Here is a 21849-nt window from a genome sequence, read left to right as displayed (position 1 = left end):
TTATGAACATCACCTTTATCGGTTTTGGCGAAGCGGGCGGCATCCTGGCCCGTGACTTACAGGCGCAGGGCCATGTGCTGACGGTGTGGGACCGCAAAGCGCTGGATGCGCAGAGCCTGCCCGCGCTGCGGGAAAAAGCGCTGCAGTGCGGCGTGCGGCTGGCGCCCTCGCTGGCTGAGGCGTTGCAGAGCGCCACGCTGGTTTTCTCCACGGTCACCGCATCCCAGGCGCTGGGCGTGGCGCAGCAGGCCGCGCCGCTGCTCAAGGCCGGGCAGCACTTCCTCGATCTGAATTCGGTGGCCCCGCATACCAAACGCGCGGCGGCCGACGCGGTGGGTGCGCACGGGGCCAGCTATATCGACGTCGCCGTGATGGCCCCGGTGCCGCCAAAACGCCTCGCCACGCCGCTGCTGGTCGGCGGGATTCAGGCTGAGGCAGTTAATGCCCTGCTGCTGCAGCTCGGTCTTAACAGCCGCCTGCTGGGCAGCGAAGTGGGGGAAGCTTCGGCCATTAAGATGTGCCGCAGCATCATGATCAAAGGGCTGGAAGCCCTGACCACTGAGTGTCTGAGCGCGGCGCGGCAGTACGGCGTCGAGCAGGCGGTGCTCGACTCACTGCACGCCAGCTTCCCTTCGCTCGGCTGGGATGAACAGCTGCCGCACTACCTGATTAGCCGCGTGGCGGAGCACGGCCAGCGCCGCGCCGAAGAGATGCAGGAAGTGGTGAAAACCCTGCGCGACGTCGGGGTTCCGCCCGCCATGAGCGCGGCCATCGTCGCAACCCAGCAGGGGCTGGTGGACGCACTGCAGGCGCGATCGCTGGAGTATCAGCAGCTCACCCCGTTTGTCTGGCAGGAGACGCTGGATAAGATCTATCCAGCACAATGAGTTATGTCGATAGAGGCATGCGTTTTGTTTATCGCGCGTTGCCTGGCTATTGGCAACGGCGTAGCGTAACGGCGACGAGATGGTCGTCTGAAAAAAATAAATACCGGGGCCAGTGCGCTCACCGGTGAATGGATATCAGGAAGCAATGTATGAAACTTAGAGCATCTGTAACCCTCTCCCTACTCCTGGCGGCTGGCATCGGCCAGGCCGCAGCGGCGCAGCTGGACGCGGCTCACGCTGACCGGGTGATCGCCAGCGTGAAAAACAGTATCAGCGCGCAGCACAGCACCGGCTGCGTCGCCGTGGTGGATGCCAGCGGCACGCTGCTTGCCTTCCAGCGCCTGGATGGCGCCTCGCCGGGCTGTGTCGATGCGGCAATCGGTAAAGCGCGCACCTCCGCGCTGTATCACGCCCCCTCGCTGAAATTTATGCAGCGCTTGCAGAGTGGCGAAACCACCGTGCTGGCTATCCCGCATGCCATCGCACTCGGCGGCGGTTATCCGCTGGCTCTGCAGGATGAAGTGGTCGGCGCCGTCGGCGTCAGCACGCCGAAACAGGAGCTGGACAATCAGGCTTCAGAGGCTGCCGCTCAGGCACTGAAATAACGCCAGGGGAATTCTGATGATAACTCTCTCACGCCGTCGGTTACTGACCGGCACGGCGGGCCTGCTGGTGGCTGGCGTCCTGGCTCAGGTGCTGCCCGCCAGCCTGGCCTTTGCCAGCCCTCCGCTGGCCGCTGCGGTGGCACCGTCCGCCAGTTTTCGCGCCATCTCCGTCAGGCTGACCGCTTTTGACCAGCCGGATGCCCTGCTGTCCCAGCGCCTGTACAGCTGGCTGCATGACCACTTTCCCCAGTTGGACAGCCAGCTGGATACGCTCAACGCGCTGCTGCAACAGCAGCCTGACGCCAACGGCAGCGCCCTGTTAACGCTGCTGGCGGCGCAGCCTAAAGCGCTGAACGACCTCTATCAGGCGCTGGTTTCCGGCTGGTATCTCGGCGTGGTCGGCCCGCTGCCGCGCCCGCAGTGTATTGCCTTTGAAAATATTGCCAGCTATCGGCTGGTTCGCGATTCCCTGTTACCGCCGAGCTATGCGCCGGGGCAACCTGATTTCTGGACGCAGCCGCCAGCAAGGAGAGCACATGTCTGATTCATTAAGCGCCGATGTGGTGGTGATTGGTGCCGGGATTGCCGGTTCGCTGGCGGCACTGAAGATGGCCAAAGCGGGCGCTTCGGTGCTGATGCTGGAGTCCGGGCCGGAGATTAAGCGCGACGAAGCGGTGGAGTATTTTCGCAACTCGCCGTTTAAAGGCGACTTTACCGAACCCTTCCCGCCGCAGCCGTGGGCACCGCAGCCGAAGTTTATTCCTGCCGATAATAACTACCTGATCCAGAAAGGGCCGGACCCCTATCGCGCCCAGTACCTGCGCGGCATCGGCGGTACCACCTGGCACTGGGCAGGCCAGGCATTTCGCCTGCTGCCGAACGATATGCGCATCCACTCTCTGTACGGCATCGGGCGCGACTGGCCCATCAGCTACGCCGAACTGGAGCCGTACTACTGCGACGCCGAATACCAGATGGGCGTCTCCGGCGACAGCGATCTGGCGTCGCCGCGTTCGCGCCCCTATCCGCTGCCCGGCATTCCGCTGCCGTACGGCTTCGAACGCCTCAGGCAGCGCCTCGGCCCGCTGGGCTATGAGGTGGGTATTGGCCCGCAGGCGCGCAACAGCATCGCTTACGATGGCCGCCCGGCCTGCTGCGGCAACAATAACTGTATGCCGGTCTGCCCGATCGATGCGCAGTATCACGGCGGTATTTCGGCGCGTAAGGCGCTGGATGCCGGGGTGAAAATCGTTGCCAATGCGGTGGTGTTCCGCATTGAAGCTGATGACAAAGGGACCATCCAGGCGGTGCACTACCTCGATCGGAACAAAGTGCGCCATCGCGTCACCGGTAAACAGTTTGTCCTGACGGCCAACGGTATTGAAAGCCCGAAAATTCTGCTGCTCTCCACCAGCGAACGCTACCCGGACGGCATCGCCAACAGCTCCGGCATGGTCGGGCGCAATCTGATGGATCACCCGGGATCGTCGGTGGAGTTCTACGCCGATGAGCCGGTGTGGTTTGGCCGCGGGCCAATGCGTCCGGGCAGCATCAATAATCTGCGCGACGGGGATTTCCGCAGCGAGCGCTCGGCGCTGCGCATCGACCTCGCCAATACCTCGCCGGTGCGCTACCTCACCGAACGGCTGGTGCGCCAGGGCTACTACGGTAAAGCGCTCAACGACAAGCTGGCCTTCCAGTCCGAACGCTTTGTCCAGCTGAAGTGCCTGCTGGAGATGCTGCCGGAACCGCAGAACCGCGTCACGCTCAGCAAAACCGAAAAGGATGCCTGGGGCATTCCGCGGCTGGAGGTCTACTACAGCTTCCCGGAATATGTGCATCGCGGCTATGACCAGTCGATGATCGACTTCCAGCGCATGGTGAAGGAGATGGGCGGCAGCGAGGCGATCTACAGCAAGCGCGGCGTTTACGACAATAACCAGCACATTACCGGCACCATGATCATGGGCAGTAATCCGCAGGATTCCGTGGTGGACGGCCACTGCCGCACCCACGATCACCCGAACCTGTTTATTGCCGGAACCGGGATCATGCCGTCAGCCTCGACGGTGAACTCAACGCTGACCGGAACCGCGCTGGCACTGCGTATGGCCGACAGCGTTCTTTCCAGCCTGTAAGGAGCACCCGATGAAAATTGTTTTAAGCACCTTCGTCATCGCGGTGGCCCTGATGCAGTGCGCAGCGGCGCAGGCGGCAGACAACAGCGCGCTGATCAAGCGCGGCGAGTACCTGGCGCGGGCGGGCGACTGTACCGCCTGCCATACCGCCACCAACGGCCCGCTGTTTGGCGGCGGCTTTGCCGTCAGCACCCCGTTTGGTCAGATCTGGGGCAGTAACATCTCTTCCGATAAGCAGTACGGCATCGGCAGCTGGAGCGACGACCAGTTTGTCGCGGCAGTGCAGGAGGGCATTGGCAAAAATGGCGAGCAGCTCTACCCGGCGATGCCTTACGACTCCTTCACCAAAATGAAGCGCGAGGATGTGCTGGCGATTAAAGCTTACCTGATGTCGATGCCTGCGGTGCATCAGGCGTCACCGCAGACCGACCTGCCGTTCCCGTTCAATCAGCGCTGGGGGATGCGCTTCTGGAAGTGGTTCAACTTTGATCGGGGTGAGCTGCAGAACGATGCGCAGCAGAGCGCACAATGGAATAACGGCCGCTATCTGGTTGAGGCGCTGGCGCACTGTGGCACCTGCCATACGCCGCGCACTCTGACGATGGGCATGGATAACGATAAACCGCTGGCAGGCGGCGATCTGGGCGGCTGGCTGGCGTACAACATCACGCCGGATAAGCAGGCCGGGATTGGTGACTGGAGTCAGCAGGAGCTGGTGACCTACCTGAAAACCGGCTTTGTCGCCGGAAAAGCCAGCGCCTCCGGCCCGATGGCGGAAGCTATCGAGCACAGCCTGCAGTACCTGCCGGAGAGCGATCTTGAGGATATTGCCACCTATCTCAAGAGCGTGAAGCCTCAGGGGGATAAGCAGCAGACCCGGGCGCGGGACAGCTGGGGGCAACCGTCGAATGCGCTGATTACGCTGCGCGGTGCGGATGCCGCCACGCGTGATGCGCAGCCGGGTGCGGTGGTGTTTGCCGGCAACTGCGCCAGCTGCCACGGCGCGGACGGAGCGGGTTCGGGCAAGGGCTTCCATGCCTATCCATCGCTGTTCCACCACACCAGCACCGGCGCGGCCGATGCGCGTAACCTGGTGTCGGTAGTGCTGAACGGCGTGCGCCGCCACATGGCCGAAGGCGAGATCTTTATGCCCGCCTTTGCCCCGGAGCTGAGCGACCAGCAGGTGGCCGACGTCAGTAATTTTGTCAGCCAGCAGTTTGGTAACCCGGCGGCGGCAAACGTCAGCGCGAAGCAGGTCAGCACGCTGCGCGAGGAGGCCAAACTGGCCTCGCCACCGGTTTTCCAGCAGGGCGATAAGCCTTAAATGGTCTCACCCATAAAGATCTGATAGCTGAGATCGACCGAGTCGGCGACAAAATGACTGTCGCCGATTTTTTTTAGCAGCAGCTCCGCGGCGGTGTAACCGATCGCATAACGCGGGGTGATGACGCTCGCCATTGTCGGGTACATTTCGCGGCTGATTTCCAGCCCGTGAAAGCCGGCGATGGCAATGCGCTGCGGCACCGCAATGCCGTGACGCTGGCAGTGCAGCAGCGCACCGAGCGCCAGATCGTCATTGGTGCAGAACACCGCATCAAGGTCGGGATGCCGCTCCAGCGCGCTGGCGAGCATCGCCGCCCCCAGCTTCTGCGAGGAGATCGCCTTTGGATTGATGCGCAGCCCCACCCCGCCGTGCTGCTCCATCGCCTGGCAGTAACCCTGATAGCGAAACTCATCGCGCCGGTCATCCTGCGAGCCAAAGTAGATAATATTGCTGCGCCCCTGGTCGAGCAGCACCCGCGTCATATCGTAGCCCGCGCTGAAGTTATTAAAGCCAACCTGCATATCCAGACAGCCGCCCTGGGTGTCCATCACTTCAACAATCGGGATCTGCGCCGCACGCAGATATTTCACCGCACGCAGGGTGTGATCCTTCTCGCTCAGCAGAATGCCGTCGATGTTGTACGACAGCAGATTGATGATCTGCTCCTCTTCCGTCTGCCTGTCATAGTTGTAGTTGGCGATCAGCGTCTGGTAGCGCCCCTCCTTGGTCGCCGCTTCAATGCCGCTCAGCAGGTCGGCGAAGATCTGATTTTTAAACGAGGGGATCAGCACGCCGAGGGTGTAGCTTTTCGAGCTGAGCAGCATCTCCGGCGCGCGGTTGGGAATGTAGTTTATCTCTTCGATGATCTGCGCGATTTTCGCCCCGGTCTGCGGCGAAACGCGGTCGGGGGTGCGCAGATAGCGGCTGACCGTCATTTTGGTTACGCCAGCAAGCGAAGCGATGTCCTGCAGGGAGATTCGGTGCGCGCGCATCAGGGTTCCGTGATTAAATGTGAAAAGGGGCGACCAGAAAATCGGTCGCCCCCTACTGTACAGCACAAGATTAATGAATAATCGCGTTCAGGATCAACACCCCTGCCAGGCCGAGGAAGGAGATCAGGGTTTCCATCACCGTCCAGGTTTTCAGCGTTTCGACCACGCTCAGGTTGAAGTAACCTTTGAACAGCCAGAAGCCAGGGTCGTTAACGTGGGAGGCGATAACGCTACCGGAACCGACCGCCAGCACCATCAGCGCCGGGTCGGCGTGGGTGATAGCGATAATTGGCGTGACGATACCCGCGGTAGTAATCGCCGCCACGGTTGCTGAACCCAGCGCGATACGCAGCATCGCCGCGACCGTCCAGCACATCAGCAGCGGAGACAGCGACGAGCCTTTCATCATATTGGCGATGTAGTCGCCCACGCCGCTGTCGACCAGCACCTGCTTAAAGGCACCGCCACCGGCGATAATAAAGACGATCATGGCAATGGCGGCAATCGACGAACCGCACATCTCCATCACCTCTTCCATCTTGCGTCCGTTCCGCAGGCCGAGGGTGAAGACGGCAATCACCACCGAGATAAACAGCGCCACCGCCGGGTTGCCGACAAATTCGAAGAACTGGCGCAGCACGTTCTCTTTCGGCGTGGTCAGCTCAAACACCGCCGCCACCGCCATCAGGATCACCGGGATCACTGCGGCAAAAATGCTGGTCCAGAAGCCCGGCATTTCGTGGTCTTCAAAGATTTTCGGGTTATACAGCCCTTCCGGCGGCGATTTTTCAAAGCCTTTGAGGAATTTAGAGAAGATCGGCCCGGCGATAATCACCGTCGGGATGGTGATGATCATGCCGTACAGCAGCGTGGTGCCGAGATTGGCGCCAAAGATGGTGGCGATCGCCGTCGGGCCCGGGTGCGGCGGCAGGAAGCAGTGGGTGACCGACAGCGCGGCAACCATCGGCAGGCCAACGTACAGCATCGGCATACCCGATGCGGCAACCACGGTAAACACCAGCGGCAGCAGCAGCACGAAGCCGATTTCATAGAACATCGCCAGGCCGACGATCAGCCCGGTGACCATCAGCGCCCACTGCACGCGCTGCTTGCCAAACGAGGCGATCAGCGTGGTGGCAACGCGCTGCGCGGCCCCGGTGTCCGACACCAGTTTCCCCAGCATCGCCCCGAATCCGAGGATCAGCGCCAGGCTGCCGAGCGTGCCGCCAACCCCCTTCTGGATTGAGGCGATAACGGCCAGCGGCGTCATCCCTTCCGCCATCCCCACCACGGCGGAGACGAATATCAGGGCGATAAAGCCGTTGACCTTGAAGACGATCATCAGCACCAACAGCAGGATTACGCCAATAGCTATTATTGTAATGGGCATAAAGCACTTCCTTTGAGGTAGAGGTAGGTACAGGTGAATAAGTTGTAGCTGTTACACCGCCACTCGCATGCCACCATCGACAAAAAGTAAGTGGCCGTTCACAAAATCAGAGGCTTTCGATGCCAGGAACACCGCCGCCCCGATCAACTCCTCCGGGTTCCCCCAGCGCGCCGCCGGGGTGCGCTTGCACAGCCAGGAGGTGAAGGCTTCATCATCCGCCAGTGCCTGGGTCATTTCGGTTTTGAAATAGCCCGGGGCAATGCCGTTGACCTGAATATTGTGGCGCGCCAGCTCCACGCACATGCCGCGCGTCAGCATGGTGACCGCCCCTTTCGACGCGGCATACGGGGTAATGGTGTCGCGCCCCAGCTCGCTCTGCATTGAGCCGATGTTGATAATTTTACCTTTCTGGCGCGTGACCATCTGGCGGGCTACCGCCTGCGAGACCAGGAACACCGCCGTCTGGTTGACCGCAATCACCTCGTTCCAGTCCTGCTCCGGGAATTCGAGGAACGGGCGGCGGCGCTGGATCCCGGCGTTATTCACCAGCACGTCAATCGGGCCTATTTCGCTCTCAATCTTCGCTACCGCCGCGTTCACTTCGGCGGACTGGGTGACGTTAAAGGCCACCGCGTGGGCTTTAAAGCCCTGCTGTTGCAGCTCGGCGGCGGCTCTCTCTGCGCCCTGCTGGGTGGTGGCGTTGATAATCACCTCTGCCCCGGCTTCGCACAGGCCTTTCGCCATCAGAAAGCCGATGCCGCGAGCGGAACCGGTGATCAGCACGCGTTTGTTTTCCAGCGAGAAAAGTGTGGTCATGGTCATCCCTTAGAAAGTTAGCTGCACTTTGGCGGCTTTGCTCTTGTCACCGGCAAACTGCAGCGCCGCATCGATATTCTGGTAGTCATAGGCACCGCTAAACAGCGGCAGCGGGTTAACCGTGCCGTTGCCGAGCCACTCAACCGCCGTATTGAACTCGGTGGTGAAGCGGAAAGAGCCGACCAGATTAATCTCTTTGGCGATCAGCATCATGATCGGGAAGCCCGGTACGTCGCCGCCCATACCGACCTGCACCAGCGTGCCTTTGGCGCGGGTGACTTCCAGGCAGCGGGTCAGCGAGGAGGGATGGCCGGAGGCCTCAAACGACACGTCAAAATAGCCCTTATCCGCCAGGTAGGGCGCAAAATCGCCGTCTGCGGCATGAATAGTGCGGGTCGCGCCCATGGCGGTTGCCATCTCCAGCGAGCGCTCGCTGACGTCGGCACAGACCACTTCCGCCGCGCCTTTGGCTTTCGCCGCGGCGGCAATCAGGCAGCCAATCGGACCCACGCCGGAGATAAACACTTTTTTGCCTTTCAGCGCGCCGCCCTGGTTGGCCGCGTGAATGCACACCGCCAGCGGTTCTGCGAACACCATAATGGTGTCGTCGGCGGCGTTGTCGTAGGGGATGCACTGCGCGCTGTCGACCACTTTGTACTGGGTAAAGCCGCCGTCCACGTGCGGGGTATACATCGCGCTGCCGAAGAAGCGCATGGTGGTGCACTGGTTATCTTCATCCGCCAGGCAATACTTGCAGGAGCCGCAAGGCTTCGACGGGTTAACCGCCACTTTCTGCCCCTCTGTTAGCGCCGGGTTATCGCTTTTCACCACCTGGCCGATCACTTCGTGGCCGAGGATCATCGGCATCTTCACCGCAAAACTGCCGACTTTACCGTGCTGGTAGTAGTGCAGATCGGAACCGCAGATGCCGCCGCGCGTGATGCGCACCAGCGTGCCTTCGCCCTGGTAGTTGACCTGCTGGCTGATGACTTCAACCTGTTGTTTACCGTTAATCATGCAGGATTGCGTGATGGTGCTCATGACGTACCTCTAAATGCGTATCAGTTCAGCTGCCTATCAGACAGATGTTTAACTTGTAAAACTGTGAATCAGATCACCAAAATTCATGTTACTAAACCCATGTTACGCATAACGTGAAGCAGGTAGCTCTTTCAGGGTAGCGGGAATCAGTGGCGCGCATCACAAAGCCAATAACTGCACTTTCGTCACGCTCATATCACCGCTACAGTAGAACTCATCCGACCACTTCAGGAATCGCTGACGATGAGCGTCTCACTGTTTGCCCCCCTCGACCTGGGATTCACCCAGCTTAAAAACCGTTTTCTGATGGGTTCGATGCATACCGGGCTGGAAGAGCACCCGGATGGCGCGGCGCGGCTGGCCGCTTTTTATGCCGAGCGCGCCCGTGCCGGGGTGGCACTGATTGTTACCGGCGGCATCGCCCCCTCGCCGGAGGGGGTGGTGAGCAGAGGCGCTTCGGTGCTCAATGACGCGTCGCAGCTGCCGCATCACCGCGAAGTTACCGACGCGGTGCATCAGGCGGGTGGCAAAATCGCCATGCAGATCCTGCACGCCGGGCGCTACAGCTATCAGCCCGCGCTGGTCGCCCCTTCCGCACTGCAGGCGCCGATTAACCCGTTTACACCGCGCGCGTTAAGCCATGATGACATTGTCCAGCTGATCGCCGATTACGCCCGCTGTGCGCGGCTGGCGCAGCAGGCGGGCTATGACGGCGTGGAAATTATGGCCTCCGAAGGCTATCTGATTAACCAGTTCCTGGTGGCGCGTACCAACCAGCGCGACGACCAATGGGGCGGCGATGAAGCCCGCCGTCAGCGGCTGGCGCTGGCGATCCTGCGGGCGGTGCGCGCCGCCGTCGGTGAGGCGTTTATTATTATCTTCCGCCTGTCGATGCTCGACCTGGTGGAACAGGGCAGCACCCTCGAGCAGACCATCCGCCTGGCCAAAGCGGTGGAACAGGCCGGTGCGACGCTGATCAACACCGGCATTGGCTGGCACGAGGCGCGCATTCCGACCATCGCCACTTCGGTGCCGCGCGCGGCGTTTGGCTGGGTAACGCAGACGCTGAAGCAGCATCTGCGCATCCCGCTGATTACCACCAACCGCATTAATCACCCGGACGTGGCGCAGGCGCTGCTGGACGAGGGCTGCGCTGATATGGTGTCGATGGCGCGGCCGTTTCTTGCCGACGCGGAGTTTGTGCTGAAAGCGCAGCAGGGGCGAAGCGATGAGATCAACACCTGCATTGGCTGTAACCAGGCCTGCCTCGATCAGATTTTCGTCGGCAAGCTGACCTCCTGCCTGGTGAATCCACGCGCCTGCCACGAGACCGAGCTGGTGATGACGCCCGCGCAGCAGATCAAACGCATTGCCGTGGTCGGTGCCGGGCCTGCCGGGCTGGCGTTTGCAGTTAACGCCGCGCAGCGCGGCCACCGGGTGACGCTGTTTGATGCCAGCCCGCAGGTTGGCGGCCAGTTCAATATTGCGCGTCAGATCCCCGGTAAAGAGGAGTTCAGCGAGACGCTGCGCTACTATCGCCGCCAGCTGGCGCTGCATCATGTTGTCCAGCGGCTGGATCACCCTGCCAGCGCTGACGATCTGGCCGGGTTTGATGAGGTGGTGCTGGCGAGCGGGATCGTGCCGCGCACCCCGCAGATCCCCGGCATCGATCACCCTTCGGTATTGAGCTATCTCGACGTGATCCGCGATAAAAGACCGGTCGGGCCGCGCGTGGCGATTATTGGCGCGGGCGGCATCGGCTTTGATACGGCGGAGTACCTGGCCGCCAGCGGCGAGCAGACCGCGCTGGATATCGCCGCATTTTGCCAGCAGTGGGGCATTGACCGCAGCCTGCAGCAGCCCGGCGGCCTGACGCGCCCGGTACTGCCGCATAGCCAAAGGCAGATCTGGCTGCTGCAGCGTAAACCCGGCAAGCCGGGCGCCGGGCTGGCAAAAACCACCGGCTGGATCCACCGCGCCAGCCTGCAAATGCACGGTGTGCAGATGTGGGGCGGCGTGCAGTATCTGCGTATTGATAATGACGGGCTGCATATTCTGCGCGACGGCGAACCGCAGCGGCTGGCAGTCGATAACGTGGTGATCTGCGCCGGTCAGGAGCCCAACCGCCGTTTAGCCGATGCGCTGATGGCGCAGGGGAAGCAACCGCATATTATCGGCGGCGCCGATGTCGCCGAGGAGCTGGATGCCAGGCGGGCAATTGCCCAGGGCACCAGGCTGGGGCTGGGGATTTAATTTGTTCCTCGTTGCCGGGAATATTTGTGTCTGCTGCGGGGCAACATTGAGCACGCCGGACCGACAAAGGCTGCATCCCTGCCCCTCAAATCGGGCGCCCGCTGTGAATGAGGTTGGCGGCAGTTTATAGCGGGTGACCTTTTTCCGGTCACCCCGTGGCAGTGGCGGAAGTGGGGGGATAAACATAGTATATTTTCACCAGTGACCAGACCCAATAAGACGAAATCTGTTCTGATGGTCTGCTCAGTGCCCTGGAGCGGACTTTGCAAACATCACTGTTTTAATTAGAGGATAACAGGTCATAATATGTGGGCCTCATTGACTGCGTTCCATCAATTCAAGCGTCTGACCATCAGGGCTTTGTAAATATATTACTCTGGTTCCCTGCATGGGGCCTGACAACACTGTCTGAGGTTTACCCGGCGTCTTCCAGCCGTAGTCCGATACTTTGCCCAAGAGCGTATCAAGATCCTCAACTATAAAAGCAAGGTGAGCGTAGCCTGGGATATAGGGCGCTGAAGGTTCTTCTGGCTGCTCAATGTTATTGTATTGTAGTAATTCAATTTGAATATCAGCCAGTTCAAGCAAAGCCATTCGTACATCAGCTCCCCTTGCACCTGTTACCTCATCGATTATAGGTCCAGACATTTTTCCTTCACGTAATAATTTACCTCCAAGAATCCGAGTCCAAAATAATAATGAGTCTTCAATGTTTTTAACTGAAAAACCAACGTGATTAACACTTAAGATCATGCAATTACCTGCTGAGTTTTGAATGTTCATCATCCAACTATATAGAAAAACTGCTTTATTTCTACACGATCAATGCGCGACCGTTTTACAAGCCTGCATCTTTTATCGATAAATTGCGAATGACTATATCTCGCTCATTGCGGACTGTCAGATTTAATTATTTCCTATCAAGATTCCAGCCTCGATGCTTCGCAATGGGCAACGATGTAGCAAGCAGTGAGAGTTCACCTCCTGAACGAAATAGGAGATGACGTTCTTAATGGTGAGACGGGCGTACCGAAAAAGAGGGTCCGCCGCTACGCCGCTGCGTGCCCCAGAGAAAAATCGAAACGTATCTCATCAAACGGGAACTGAATTCCATCGGGGCCATGTTCAATGACACCGTGGCTAAGCAGCTTCTTCACGTCGGTATGCACGCCCTTAATATCTCTGCCGACGCGTCGTGCGACCTCTCTGACCGACAAGTTGCCCTCGCCTGTCATGGCATTGAGGATGTTCATGCATTTTGGCGTAAGCACTTTGTGCAACAAGTCCCAGCTGGTGAAAGAGAGGAAATCGCCACGCGCTTTCACGTCGCCTTTGATTGCTGCCAGCGTACGGCGCTGAGTCTCTTCAATGGTGGAAATATTAATCGTTAATGTTCTCATGGCATTACCCCTTGAAGTTGTTTACGTCATCCCAAAAAGCCGAGAGCAACCCCTCAAGGCTTTCAAAAGAGATGCCGACCTCATCACTGCCGATATGTTTGTGATCGCCCTTGCCAGCTTCGTTGTCATAGCGCAGTACGCATTGTCCATCGACAACATAAGCGAGGCGGTACTTATAACCATGCTGGCTCGCCCTAACGGGAGGAGCGACTTCCCAGACAACAATTTCAACAAGCGCGTTATCATCAATAAATTGACGGATTCTGATTAACTGCTTTGCGACCATTGGGATATCCTTTCCACTTTCAGGTGTTGTAAATAATACCAACACTGCAGGGTGTTGTAAAACATTACAACAAAATTAGAGCACCTTAGCATCTTGCGGGCGGACCGAAAAAGAGGGTCCGCCCCTACAACAGTTTGCTGTCATTTTGTCGCCATGGTTTCCGCCCGCTTTTCTGGTAGCATCGAGCTCTTTCCCGCTTTGAGGAATTCACCATGCCCTCCCCTTATCGCTCACCGCTGCTTTCCCGTATTGACTGGCTCGACCACGCGTTTCTGCCCGCCGGGGAGCGCCCGCCGCAAGGGACGATCTACAACCAGCAGCGCCACAGCGCGCGCGTGATCCGCGATGTTGAGGCCCTGCCGGTCAAAAGCCAGGATGCGGACGGGTTAATTGGCAGCGGGTCAAATCCGCTGGCGGTATATACCGCCGACTGCCTGCCGATCTTGCTGGCCGATACGCGCCAGCAGCAGGTGGCGGCGGTACACGGTGGGTTAAAAGGGGTGCTGAGCGGCGTGCTGATTAATGCGATCCAGGCCTTATGCACACGCGGGGCGACGCCGGATAGCCTGTATATCGCCATCGGCCCGGCGATTGGGCCGTGCTGCTATGAGCTGGGGCAGGATGTGATTGACCATGCGCAGCAGGATGACCCGCAGCAGCTGGCCGAAATGCTGCCGTGGTCGGCGCAGGCGGTCAACAATCCGCTGGCGCAGCGCGCGCAGGCGCAGGGCACGACGGGGGGAGTGTGGTTTGATTTGCCGCTGCTGGCGCACAGGATTGCGCGACGGGCGGGCGTGCCGCAGGCGCAGATTGATCAGGCGGGGATTTGTACCTACTGCATGGCGGAGGAGAAAGCCAGCTACCGCCGCAACAGCCATTGCCAGCACGGATATGAGCAGCGCTTCTCGTGGATTGCGAAGCGGTGATAACAGCGGGCGAGGCATGCCTCGCCACTACGGTTGGTGCGAAATTTTCGTAGGGGTCGACCTTTTTTTCGGTCGACCCGCACTCCTCTAGTTACGGCATCTTCACCGAGCGCAGCACCACAAATTTCTGGTTGCTGGCGACGGTGGTGCAGTTACCAAACAGCTTTTTCATTTTGTGGTAGTTATCGAGGTGGCGGTTGCCGACGATGCGCAGCTCGCCGCCGTCCTGCAGGCAGCGGCGCGCATCGCGCAGCATCTGCCAGGCGATATGGTCGGTGACCGCGCTCTGCTGGTGGAACGGCGGGTTGCACAGCACCGCATGCAGGCGATCGGACGGGAAGCCGGCCAGCGAGTTATTGACGCGGAACTCGCTGCGCGCCAGATCCTGCGGGCGGTTGGCTTCAATGTTCATACGGCTGGAGGCCACCGCCATGTAAGACTCATCGACGAAGTGCAGCTGCGCCAGCGGATTCTGCTGCAGCGCCATCAGGCCTATCACCCCATTGCCGCAGCCGAGGTCAACAATCTCCCCTTCCAGATCGGACGGCAGATGCTGCAGGAAGAAGCGCGCGCCCACGTCCAGCCCGCCGCGCGAGAAGACGTTGGCGTGGTTGCCGATCTGATAGTCGGTGCCGTCCAGCTGCCAGCGCGCAATCACGTCACTCTCTGCCAGTGCTGGTTTTGTGAAGGTGCCGTAAATCAGACGCGCTTTTTTCCACGCCAGCGAGGTGGTAGTCGGGCCGAGCACTTTTTCAAACAGCTGCAGGGTCGAGGTGTGGATATCTTTCGCTTTACCGGCGGCGATAATCTGGGTCTGCGGGGTCACGACCGCGCGCAGCGCACGCAGCTGCTGTTCCAGTAATGCGAGGGTTTTTGGCACTTTCAGCAGTACGCGAGCCGGGGCGGCCGGCAGTGGCGCCAGGCTGTCCAGCAGCTGCACGCCGCCCTCATCCAGCCCGTTGAGCGCCAGGTTCTGCCGCGTCGCCTGCTGGTTCAGCCAGGAATCACTGATGCTGTACACGCCCTCGCCCGCCAGCGCACAGCCCAGCGCGCCGAAGGTATCGTTAAAGATCAGCGTCGGGCCGTTGACCGGGGCATCATCAAGATGGCGCAGCAGATATTCGTCGGCCGCATCCCAGGCCTGCAACGGGCTCTCTTCGCGCATTTGTGGAAATCGATGCAGCGTCAGCGTGCGGTTGCTCAGTTCAAGTTGGCTCATGGGATCACCTTAGTGGTAAAATTTCCGCGTTTTATCCCCTAAAACGGGCGCGCAGTAAACGTTTTTCTTTAATGGAGTTCGCATGTCGTCACTGATTTACCTGCAAGGTTACCCTGAATCCCTGCTGTCACAGGTGCGCACGCTGATCGAACAGCAGCGTTTAGGCGAGGTGATCAACCAGCGTTATCCGTCCACGCACGGCATCACCAGCGATAAAGCGCTGTATGACTACGCGCTGGATCTCAAGAATCAGGCGCTGCGCAATGCCCCGCCGCTGAATAAAGTGCTGTACGACAGTAAGATCAAAGTGATGAAGCACGCGCTGGGGCTGCATACCGCCATCTCACGCGTGCAGGGCGGTAAGCTGAAGGCCAAAGCCGAGATCCGCGTGGCGACCATTTTCAAACAGGCGCCGGAAGCATTCCTGCGTATGATTGTGGTACACGAGCTGGCGCACATCAAAGAGAAGGATCACAACAAAGCGTTTTATCAGCTCTGCTGCCATATGGAACCGCAATATCACCAGCTGGAGTTTGATACGCGCCTGTGGCTGACGGCGCAGGCGATGGAAGGGCGTGAAGGATAGTGAAAAAAAACCCCGCACGTCGCGGGGGGAAAAGCCGGTTATCGCGCGCGACAAACCGGTTTAAGTACTTCAATCGGACAGGTTTATTGAAAAACCACTTTCGAGATTCTGTCGTGATGCCACGCGGGCATCCGCTTCGCGCAGCAGCGGTTCAGCTTCCAGCTGCAGCATCAGGCTTTTGCCCTTTATCGCTGCCCCACCCGGGCTGACAAACGCCAGCAGCCCGTTGGCTTTCAGTGCCAGGCTACCCGGCTGTTCGGCGCGCCCTGCGGGCTGCATTTTAATCTGTACCGGCTGACCGTCGAGCCGTGCCTCTTTCACCACTACCCGCAGCTCGCCGTTCTGACCGTAGCGAAAACCACCGTTCAGGGCGCTGTCACCGTTAATCATCAGCTTCATCGTCTGGGAGAAGGGACAGGTGACGCTAACGTTCACCATCCGCTTACCGAGCGATAAGCGATCGCCTCCCTCTGCGGCGGGCTGCAGCTGCCAGCGCGACAGGGAGCCAAAATCAGCCTGGCCCCCCCCGGCACTCAGGGTGCAGCGGCTGTCAGTGGGGATCGACAGCGGCATTTCAGACGGGTTGCCGGGCATCGTTGGGGGCGCCGCATAAACCGCAGCATTGAGAAGAAGCAGTAGCAGGGTAAATTTTTTCATCGCGGTATCCTGCTGCCGCCAGCGTTTGCAGGCGGCAGCGTCAGGAGAGGATTAGTTCAGGGCTGCGTCGTAGCTCTGTACCGTAAAGCCCCAGGTGGTGGCCGGAGAAATACGCACCTGCTTGCTGCCGCTAACGGACTTATTCTTATCATTGCTCAGGGTAATGGTCTGCCCCGGCAGCACATAGCTGTTGGTCATGTTCCACTGACTGTTGTCCGGCAGGGTCTGCACGCTGGAGCCCATGCGCACCACGTAAGGCGATGGGTTAGTGACCACCAGCTTACCGCCCTGCGTTGACCACTTCAGCTGCTTCCACGGCGCTTCATCGCGTGCGAGGCCCGCAGGACGGATCAGCACCGGCAGGTTCTGACGCACGGTCATGCGCACTTCGTTTTTGCCTTTCTCTTTCGGCGGGACGCCTTCGAAAATCACCCGCTTCAGGCGTTCGGTCTTCAGCGGCGTTTTGCTGGTCAGAATAAAACGCACGCGCTGCGATTTCCCGGCTTCGACACGGGCGGCGGGCGGCGTAATCGTCAGCAGGGATTCGTTATCTTCTTTGATATTTTCCAGCGACGTCATCAGCAGCACCGGGAAGCCATCGCTGTTTTTTACGTTGATGGCACCTTCGCCATCGGACTCTTCCACGATAACCACCGAGGTTTCCGGGATCATGCCGGTCGCCAGCGCCAGGGAAGAAAACAGGGACAGAGAGAGTGCGCCTGCGGCCAGTAAAGAGGTCATTTTGTTCAGTTTCATGTTGGGTTCTCGACGTGTTTATAAATCAATTAAGGTTTCGGGTGCCTGGGTCTTTCTGCCCGGCTTATCCTCCGCTTTGGAGGTGACAGCGTCCTTGCTGTCAGGTGTTGAACTATTCCCTTTCGACCCATCCCTGTGCCGATGAAGAGAGTTTGACAGGTTGAGGGAGTGAGCAATATGAGAGCGGCGGCTTACAGCTGAAGGCCTGGGATGGGAATTTGTAGGCTGAGGACTACGCGTGATATGACGGGGACTGAAATGCAAAAAGCGCCCGAATTTGGGCGCTATAGTGAGGCAGGGCTTCAGGATTACAGGTAATACATTTCCAGCGTGCTCAAGCCGTCAAGGTGTACCGGCTGAGTCAGATCCAGCGCGGAGCCTTTATTGATATAAGCCTGTACTGACAGCTGGCCGGAGAACACGGTGAAGGCTACCGGGACTTTGCTACCCACCGCTCCCCAGCTCACTACACGGCTCCAGGTTGCGTCATACAGCATGCCGCCAGCAGCGGAGATTGCCCAGCTGGTGGCAGTCACAGGTTTCACCAGCGTGCTGACCGGCACGCCATCGGCGGTCGCGGTGGCGCCAACAATGCGAATACCATAGCCGCCCACTTTGCTTGCACCCTGCATGCCCAGGCCCACGGCTACGGTGCTGGCACTGCCGAACAACGCAACAGGGGCGACAGCTCCGCCCTCTACATTCTCCGTCACACCAGCCAGAGAGCCTTTACGCCCGTTAATTGCATGGACTGCCACCTTCGCCGGTGCATCACACTGGATGGTGAAGTCGATCATCTTTTCCGGCAGCACGGTATAAGCCGTTTTGCTGATGGAGTCGGCTTTGATGGTGCCGTAATCCACCACGGCGCCGCCTGGCAGCGTTGGAACACAGGCCGCAGGGACAATCGTGCCAATAACCCTGACGTCTACGCTGTCAGCGGCAAAAGCAGAAGTGGCAGAAGCGGCCAGCAGCAGAGCAATAACGGTTTTTTTCATTTTTAACAATTCCTTAGAACATTATTTACCACCGCTCTCCTAGTATGAGGCGGTGAATCTTCTGGCGCTAGCCGCACTGTGGCTGACGCTACCTGAGCAGATTATTATCCAGTAGGGTGTGCAGGGATATCAGCCCCCCTACCCGGAAGTGCAGGCCTCACCTCTGATTTTGTCAGCATTGGCCTACAGCCAATTAACGACACACCGCGCTGGCCTCTTCATACAGGCCCGGGTTAGCAGGCTTTTCCGCCAGTTTGAGGGTAAAGCGGCAGTCGCTCTGCCCCTGGCGTTCGATGCTGAACTGCTGGCCGTCGGCGGCGTCGTTAATAAACACCGCGCTTTTATCCGTCACCACGGAGACAAAGCTGTTATCTGCGGCGAACACGCTGGCGCCCTGCTGCAGAGGTTTCCCTGCCGCGTCCTTCACGTCGATCAGTACGCGGCGGCTACGCACCACGCCAAAGTCGATGTAGCTGACGGAGCCGCGCGCCGCTTCGGTCTCGTAAAGGGCGTTATTGATATCGACGTTCTTACCCAGGCTGCGGGTATCCACCTGCACCGAGGATTTGCTGTAGCTGGTGATGCGCGGGATCACCGCGTAGCCGCGCCCGTCGGTCCAGGTGGGTCCGGCCGGGGTTTCAACCCGCACGCCCTTCTCTTCGCCGATTTTGGCAATGCCGAATGTATCGCCGACCTTATACGGCGACAGCGTTACGCCGTGGTTGTGCACCACCGCCGCACCGCTGGCGCGCCCTGACCAGCTGGTATAGCCGTCGCTGTCGCGGCTGACGCCGGCGCTCAGCTGGCTGACCGGCGTCACCATGTCGAAGTTGCCGGTGGTCGAAGTCCGCTTGCTGCCGTTGTCATGTTCGGTGGAGAGACTGTAATTGCGATCCTGACTCAGACGCTCGCTGTAGCGCACCCCGGCGCGGTTACCGTTCTTACTGCCGTTAACCCAGCTGCTGATGCTGCGATCGCCCAGCGGCACGCTCAGGGTGAGGTAGAAACGGTCTTCCGATCCGTAATATCCCCCGCTGCTGCGCTCCAGGCTGGCACCGACATAGGTGCGGCCAAAGGCTTTGCTCCAGCCACCGCGCACGTAGCTGATATTACCGCTGCCGAAAGTCTGCGCCTGCGAGTATGAGAGGTTGAAACTGCCGACGTTCTGCCCGGACCATCCCAGGCCGAGGCCATACTGGCTGCTGCTGCGATTGATATCCTGCGGCTCGCGCGAGACGGCATCGCTCAGTTCGCGGTAGCCGCTGCTCTGTTTCGAGACGTTAAAGCTGGTGCTGAGGCGCTCGGTCAGGTTATGGCTCAGGCTGGAGGAGAGCGACACCCCCTGATTACCGTGCTCGCTGTCACGCGCTGCCGTCGCCTGCACATTCAGCAGGGTGTCATTAAACGGCTGAATATCGGTGCCGATTGCGCCAGCCTGATACGGTGACGACGCCAGGATGCCGCTGTTAAGCATCCAGCCCGGCGTCAGCTGCCAGCCCTTTGCTGCCGTGGCCAGCAGCGGCGACTGCGCGCTGCCCTGCTGGTCCAGCTGCCCGGCACCAAAAGTGAACCCCGGCGCGATGCGGTTGCCGTTCAGCAGAAAGGCCGCCGCCGGCACGGTAAACTGGCGTTTCTCACCGCCGGTGCCGGTGACCGTCACTTCCAGATCGCTGCGGGTATTCAGCAGCTGAAAGCCCTGTAGGGAAAAGGGGCCGGAAGGCACGGTGGTGCTGTGCACCAGCACGCCAGACTGACGAACTTCCACCACCGACTGGCTGTCGGCAATACCTTCCACCAGGCCAATACCGCGCCCGCCGCCCTGCAATGCCTGCTCCGGAAACATCTGGAAGCCCAGCACCTGACCTGCGCCGAACAGCGAGTTGCCAAGGCCAATCTGCCCGACCTGCAATACGCGCTTAGACTCCTTAAAGGTGCGCTGCGCGTAGGCGTTCTGATGTTGCAGGCTGTCGCTATTGTTGAAGTGCGTCAGCGACTGGCGGCTGCGGAAGATCCAGTCACCGGCGTTAAAGCCCGCTTCGCTGTTGACCTGGTAGAAATTCAGGCTGCTACCGCTGCCGGTTGAGGTCAGATACTGCGCGTCGTAGTTCAGCAGCCCGGCAACGCCGCCGTGGCTCCACTCGGTGTTCTGGCTGGCGTCCATATTGATGGCTTCGGCCGGGAGCACCAGCGTGATGCTCTCATCTTCCGGGCTCAGCTGCAGTTCGGTCTGCGGCCACAGCGCCTTCAGGTCATAGCAGTCGGCGGCCTTGCCCGGTGTATTCAGCCCGGCTGCGCGCATAAAGGCCGCATCCGCACACAGCTGCCCCTGCTGGTCGAACTGCACTTTCACCTTGCCACGCCCCTTGCCGTTGACCGTCAGCGCGACCGTGGTTTCGCCAGTATTAAAGCGCGGTGCCTTTTTAAAGGTTTCCGCAATGCGCGGGTCAATCCCGCGGGACTTCAGCGCTTCAAGGTCAAACTGGGTCTCTTCAGCCGCCATCAGCGCGGGCGGCGCGATCAGGTTAGCCAGCACCAGCAGGCTGATAAGTGAAAAGCGGAACAGCGTGCGCTCAGGCAGTGAATGAGACAGTTTCATTATTTCGACTCGACGTGTAAGTTCAATGAGATTAAGGGGTTAAGCCTGAATCTGTTGTTCAGGTTTTGAGCCAGAGCAGGCCAAATGCCTTGCGCTGTCCGATGAAATAAGTCTGACAGGACTACGGAATATTCTGAATGAGAGGGGGGGCGGTCCGCTGAAGGCCAGGGATGAAGATCTGTAGGGCGCGGACTACAGCCATCTTCAAGGCAAAAAAAACCGCTCCCGAAGGAGCGGCTGTTCAGCCATTCGGCAATCAATTACATGTAGTACAGGGTGATGGTAGTCAGGCCATCGAGGTGAATCGGCTTGCTGAGATCCAACTGGGATCCTTTGTTGATATAAGCCTGCACGCCAAGCTGGCCGGACAGTGCGGTAAAGGCAACCGGCGTTGAAGTCCCTGCAGCAGCCCAGGTAGTCATACGCTGGAAGTAAGGGGAGTAAGCCAGACCTGCGTAAGCATCTTTGACCCATGCACTGGTAGTACCGGCATTGTTATCCGCACGCAGGCTGTCAACCGCCACGCCATCAGCGGTCACGGTAGTGTTATCAATACGTACGCCGTAGCCGCCAATTTTGCTGCTGCCATCCATACCCAGGCCAGCAGCGCCTACGTTAAACAGTCCGAACAGGCTCATCGGTGCTTCACCCGCACCATAACTGGTCTCAGTCGCCCCGGCGAGAGAACCCACGCGGCCATTGCTGGCAATCAGCGCCACTTTTGCCGGTGCATCACAGGTAATGGAGAAGCCAACCTGCTTCTCTGGCAGCACGGTGTAGTTGGTCGCGCTGATGGTATCCGCTTTAATGGTGCCGTAATCGACCACGCCGCCGCCGGTCAGGGCCGGAGTACAGGCCGTAGGCACGATAGTGCCGATAACGCGCACATCAACGCTGTCGGCAGCAAAAGCAGTAGAGGTGGTAGCCAGCAGGGCCAGGGCAACAACAGTTTTCTTCATCATGACAGGTATTCCAATAA

General features: G+C 59.5%; 21 protein-coding genes. 8 read left to right on the top strand and 13 right to left on the bottom strand.

Annotated features, from left to right (window positions below; all coding sequences use genetic code 11):
* The first annotated feature begins 2 nt into the window (after positions 1–2).
* The 5 genes from J2Y91_RS10415 (at position 3) to J2Y91_RS10395 (ending at position 4954) form a co-directional block, all read left to right on the top strand.
* Positions 3–887, top strand: a complete 885-nt coding sequence (locus J2Y91_RS10415; RefSeq protein ID WP_253538145.1) for an NAD(P)-dependent oxidoreductase — start codon at positions 3–5, stop codon at positions 885–887.
* A 149-nt stretch (positions 888–1036) separates the two neighbouring features.
* The gene (locus J2Y91_RS10410) at positions 1037–1492 is read left to right on the top strand and encodes a GlcG/HbpS family heme-binding protein (protein WP_133624882.1); all 456 of its coding nucleotides are present in this window, start codon (positions 1037–1039) and stop codon (positions 1490–1492) included.
* A 16-nt stretch (positions 1493–1508) separates the two neighbouring features.
* A complete protein-coding gene (locus J2Y91_RS10405; protein ID WP_133624883.1) occupies positions 1509–2036 on the top strand; it encodes a sugar dehydrogenase complex small subunit in 528 nt (175 codons plus the stop codon).
* The gene (locus J2Y91_RS10400) at positions 2029–3630 is read left to right on the top strand and encodes a GMC family oxidoreductase (RefSeq protein WP_133624884.1); all 1602 of its coding nucleotides are present in this window, start codon (positions 2029–2031) and stop codon (positions 3628–3630) included. The genes J2Y91_RS10405 and J2Y91_RS10400 overlap by 8 nt, the downstream gene beginning before the upstream one ends.
* Before the next feature lie 52 nt (positions 3631–3682).
* Positions 3683–4954, top strand: coding sequence for a cytochrome c (locus J2Y91_RS10395; protein ID WP_253539498.1), 1272 nt, complete (start codon positions 3683–3685; stop codon positions 4952–4954).
* Here the strand turns inward: J2Y91_RS10395 and idnR are convergent.
* The 4 genes from idnR to idnD form a co-directional block, all read right to left on the bottom strand.
* On the bottom strand, positions 4951–5946 hold the full coding sequence (gene idnR / locus J2Y91_RS10390; RefSeq protein ID WP_133624886.1) for a DNA-binding transcriptional regulator IdnR: 996 nt from the start codon (positions 5944–5946) through the stop codon (positions 4951–4953). The two genes, J2Y91_RS10395 and idnR, sit on opposite strands and share 4 nt — an antisense overlap.
* 70 nt (positions 5947–6016) lie before the next feature.
* Positions 6017–7336, bottom strand: coding sequence for a gluconate:H+ symporter (locus J2Y91_RS10385; protein ID WP_048917421.1), 1320 nt, complete (start codon positions 7334–7336; stop codon positions 6017–6019).
* Positions 7337–7387: 51 nt separating this feature from the next.
* Positions 7388–8152: a gluconate 5-dehydrogenase gene (idnO, locus tag J2Y91_RS10380; protein WP_048917422.1), complete on the bottom strand. Its 765-nt coding sequence runs from the start codon at positions 8150–8152 to the stop codon at positions 7388–7390.
* A 9-nt stretch (positions 8153–8161) separates the two neighbouring features.
* Positions 8162–9193, bottom strand: a complete 1032-nt coding sequence (gene idnD / locus J2Y91_RS10375) for an L-idonate 5-dehydrogenase (protein WP_133624887.1) — start codon at positions 9191–9193, stop codon at positions 8162–8164.
* A gap of 243 nt (positions 9194–9436) precedes the next feature.
* On the opposite strand from idnD, the gene J2Y91_RS10370 reads away from it, so the two are divergent.
* Entirely contained in the window at positions 9437–11446 is a 2010-nt protein-coding gene (locus J2Y91_RS10370) for an oxidoreductase (RefSeq protein ID WP_133624888.1), read from the top strand.
* A 315-nt stretch (positions 11447–11761) separates the two neighbouring features.
* Here J2Y91_RS10370 and J2Y91_RS10365 read toward each other — a convergent pair whose 3' ends face one another.
* The 3 genes from J2Y91_RS10365 to J2Y91_RS10355 all read right to left on the bottom strand — a co-directional run bounded on the left by J2Y91_RS10365 (position 11762) and on the right by J2Y91_RS10355 (position 13132).
* Positions 11762–12199: a VOC family protein gene (locus J2Y91_RS10365; RefSeq protein ID WP_133624889.1), complete on the bottom strand. Its 438-nt coding sequence runs from the start codon at positions 12197–12199 to the stop codon at positions 11762–11764.
* 296 nt (positions 12200–12495) lie between these two features.
* Positions 12496–12846, bottom strand: coding sequence for an HVO_A0114 family putative DNA-binding protein (locus tag J2Y91_RS10360; RefSeq protein ID WP_133624890.1), 351 nt, complete (start codon positions 12844–12846; stop codon positions 12496–12498).
* A gap of 4 nt (positions 12847–12850) precedes the next feature.
* Positions 12851–13132, bottom strand: coding sequence for a toxin-antitoxin system TumE family protein (locus J2Y91_RS10355; protein ID WP_133624891.1), 282 nt, complete (start codon positions 13130–13132; stop codon positions 12851–12853).
* A gap of 212 nt (positions 13133–13344) precedes the next feature.
* On the opposite strand from J2Y91_RS10355, the gene J2Y91_RS10350 reads away from it, so the two are divergent.
* The gene (locus tag J2Y91_RS10350; RefSeq protein WP_133624892.1) at positions 13345–14058 is read left to right on the top strand and encodes a purine nucleoside phosphorylase YfiH/LACC1 family protein; all 714 of its coding nucleotides are present in this window, start codon (positions 13345–13347) and stop codon (positions 14056–14058) included.
* 91 nt (positions 14059–14149) lie between these two features.
* On the opposite strand, the gene rlmG is transcribed toward J2Y91_RS10350, so the two are convergent.
* Complete coding sequence (rlmG, locus tag J2Y91_RS10345) at positions 14150–15277, bottom strand: 23S rRNA (guanine(1835)-N(2))-methyltransferase RlmG (protein ID WP_133624893.1); 1128 nt, start codon at positions 15275–15277, stop codon at positions 14150–14152.
* A gap of 82 nt (positions 15278–15359) precedes the next feature.
* On the opposite strand from rlmG, the gene J2Y91_RS10340 reads away from it, so the two are divergent.
* The gene (locus J2Y91_RS10340; RefSeq protein ID WP_133624894.1) at positions 15360–15863 is read left to right on the top strand and encodes a M48 metallopeptidase family protein; all 504 of its coding nucleotides are present in this window, start codon (positions 15360–15362) and stop codon (positions 15861–15863) included.
* A gap of 69 nt (positions 15864–15932) precedes the next feature.
* Here J2Y91_RS10340 and J2Y91_RS10335 read toward each other — a convergent pair whose 3' ends face one another.
* From J2Y91_RS10335 to J2Y91_RS10315, 5 genes are all read right to left on the bottom strand, one after another.
* A complete protein-coding gene (locus tag J2Y91_RS10335; protein ID WP_133624895.1) occupies positions 15933–16520 on the bottom strand; it encodes a DUF1120 domain-containing protein in 588 nt (195 codons plus the stop codon).
* 51 nt (positions 16521–16571) lie between these two features.
* Entirely contained in the window at positions 16572–17276 is a 705-nt protein-coding gene (locus J2Y91_RS10330; protein ID WP_413449714.1) for a fimbria/pilus chaperone family protein, read from the bottom strand.
* Positions 17277–17584: 308 nt separating this feature from the next.
* Positions 17585–18274: a DUF1120 domain-containing protein gene (locus J2Y91_RS10325; RefSeq protein ID WP_133624896.1), complete on the bottom strand. Its 690-nt coding sequence runs from the start codon at positions 18272–18274 to the stop codon at positions 17585–17587.
* Between the two features lie 193 nt (positions 18275–18467).
* Positions 18468–20870, bottom strand: coding sequence for a fimbria/pilus outer membrane usher protein (locus tag J2Y91_RS10320; protein ID WP_253538142.1), 2403 nt, complete (start codon positions 20868–20870; stop codon positions 18468–18470).
* Between the two features lie 260 nt (positions 20871–21130).
* A complete protein-coding gene (locus J2Y91_RS10315; protein ID WP_253538124.1) occupies positions 21131–21832 on the bottom strand; it encodes a DUF1120 domain-containing protein in 702 nt (233 codons plus the stop codon).
* Positions 21833–21849 lie beyond the last annotated feature (17 nt).

Source organism: Erwinia aphidicola (assembly GCF_024169515.1).
In the GTDB taxonomy this organism is placed as follows: Bacteria; Pseudomonadota; Gammaproteobacteria; order Enterobacterales; family Enterobacteriaceae; genus Erwinia; species Erwinia aphidicola.
This window is presented reverse-complemented; position numbering and strand designations above follow the sequence as displayed.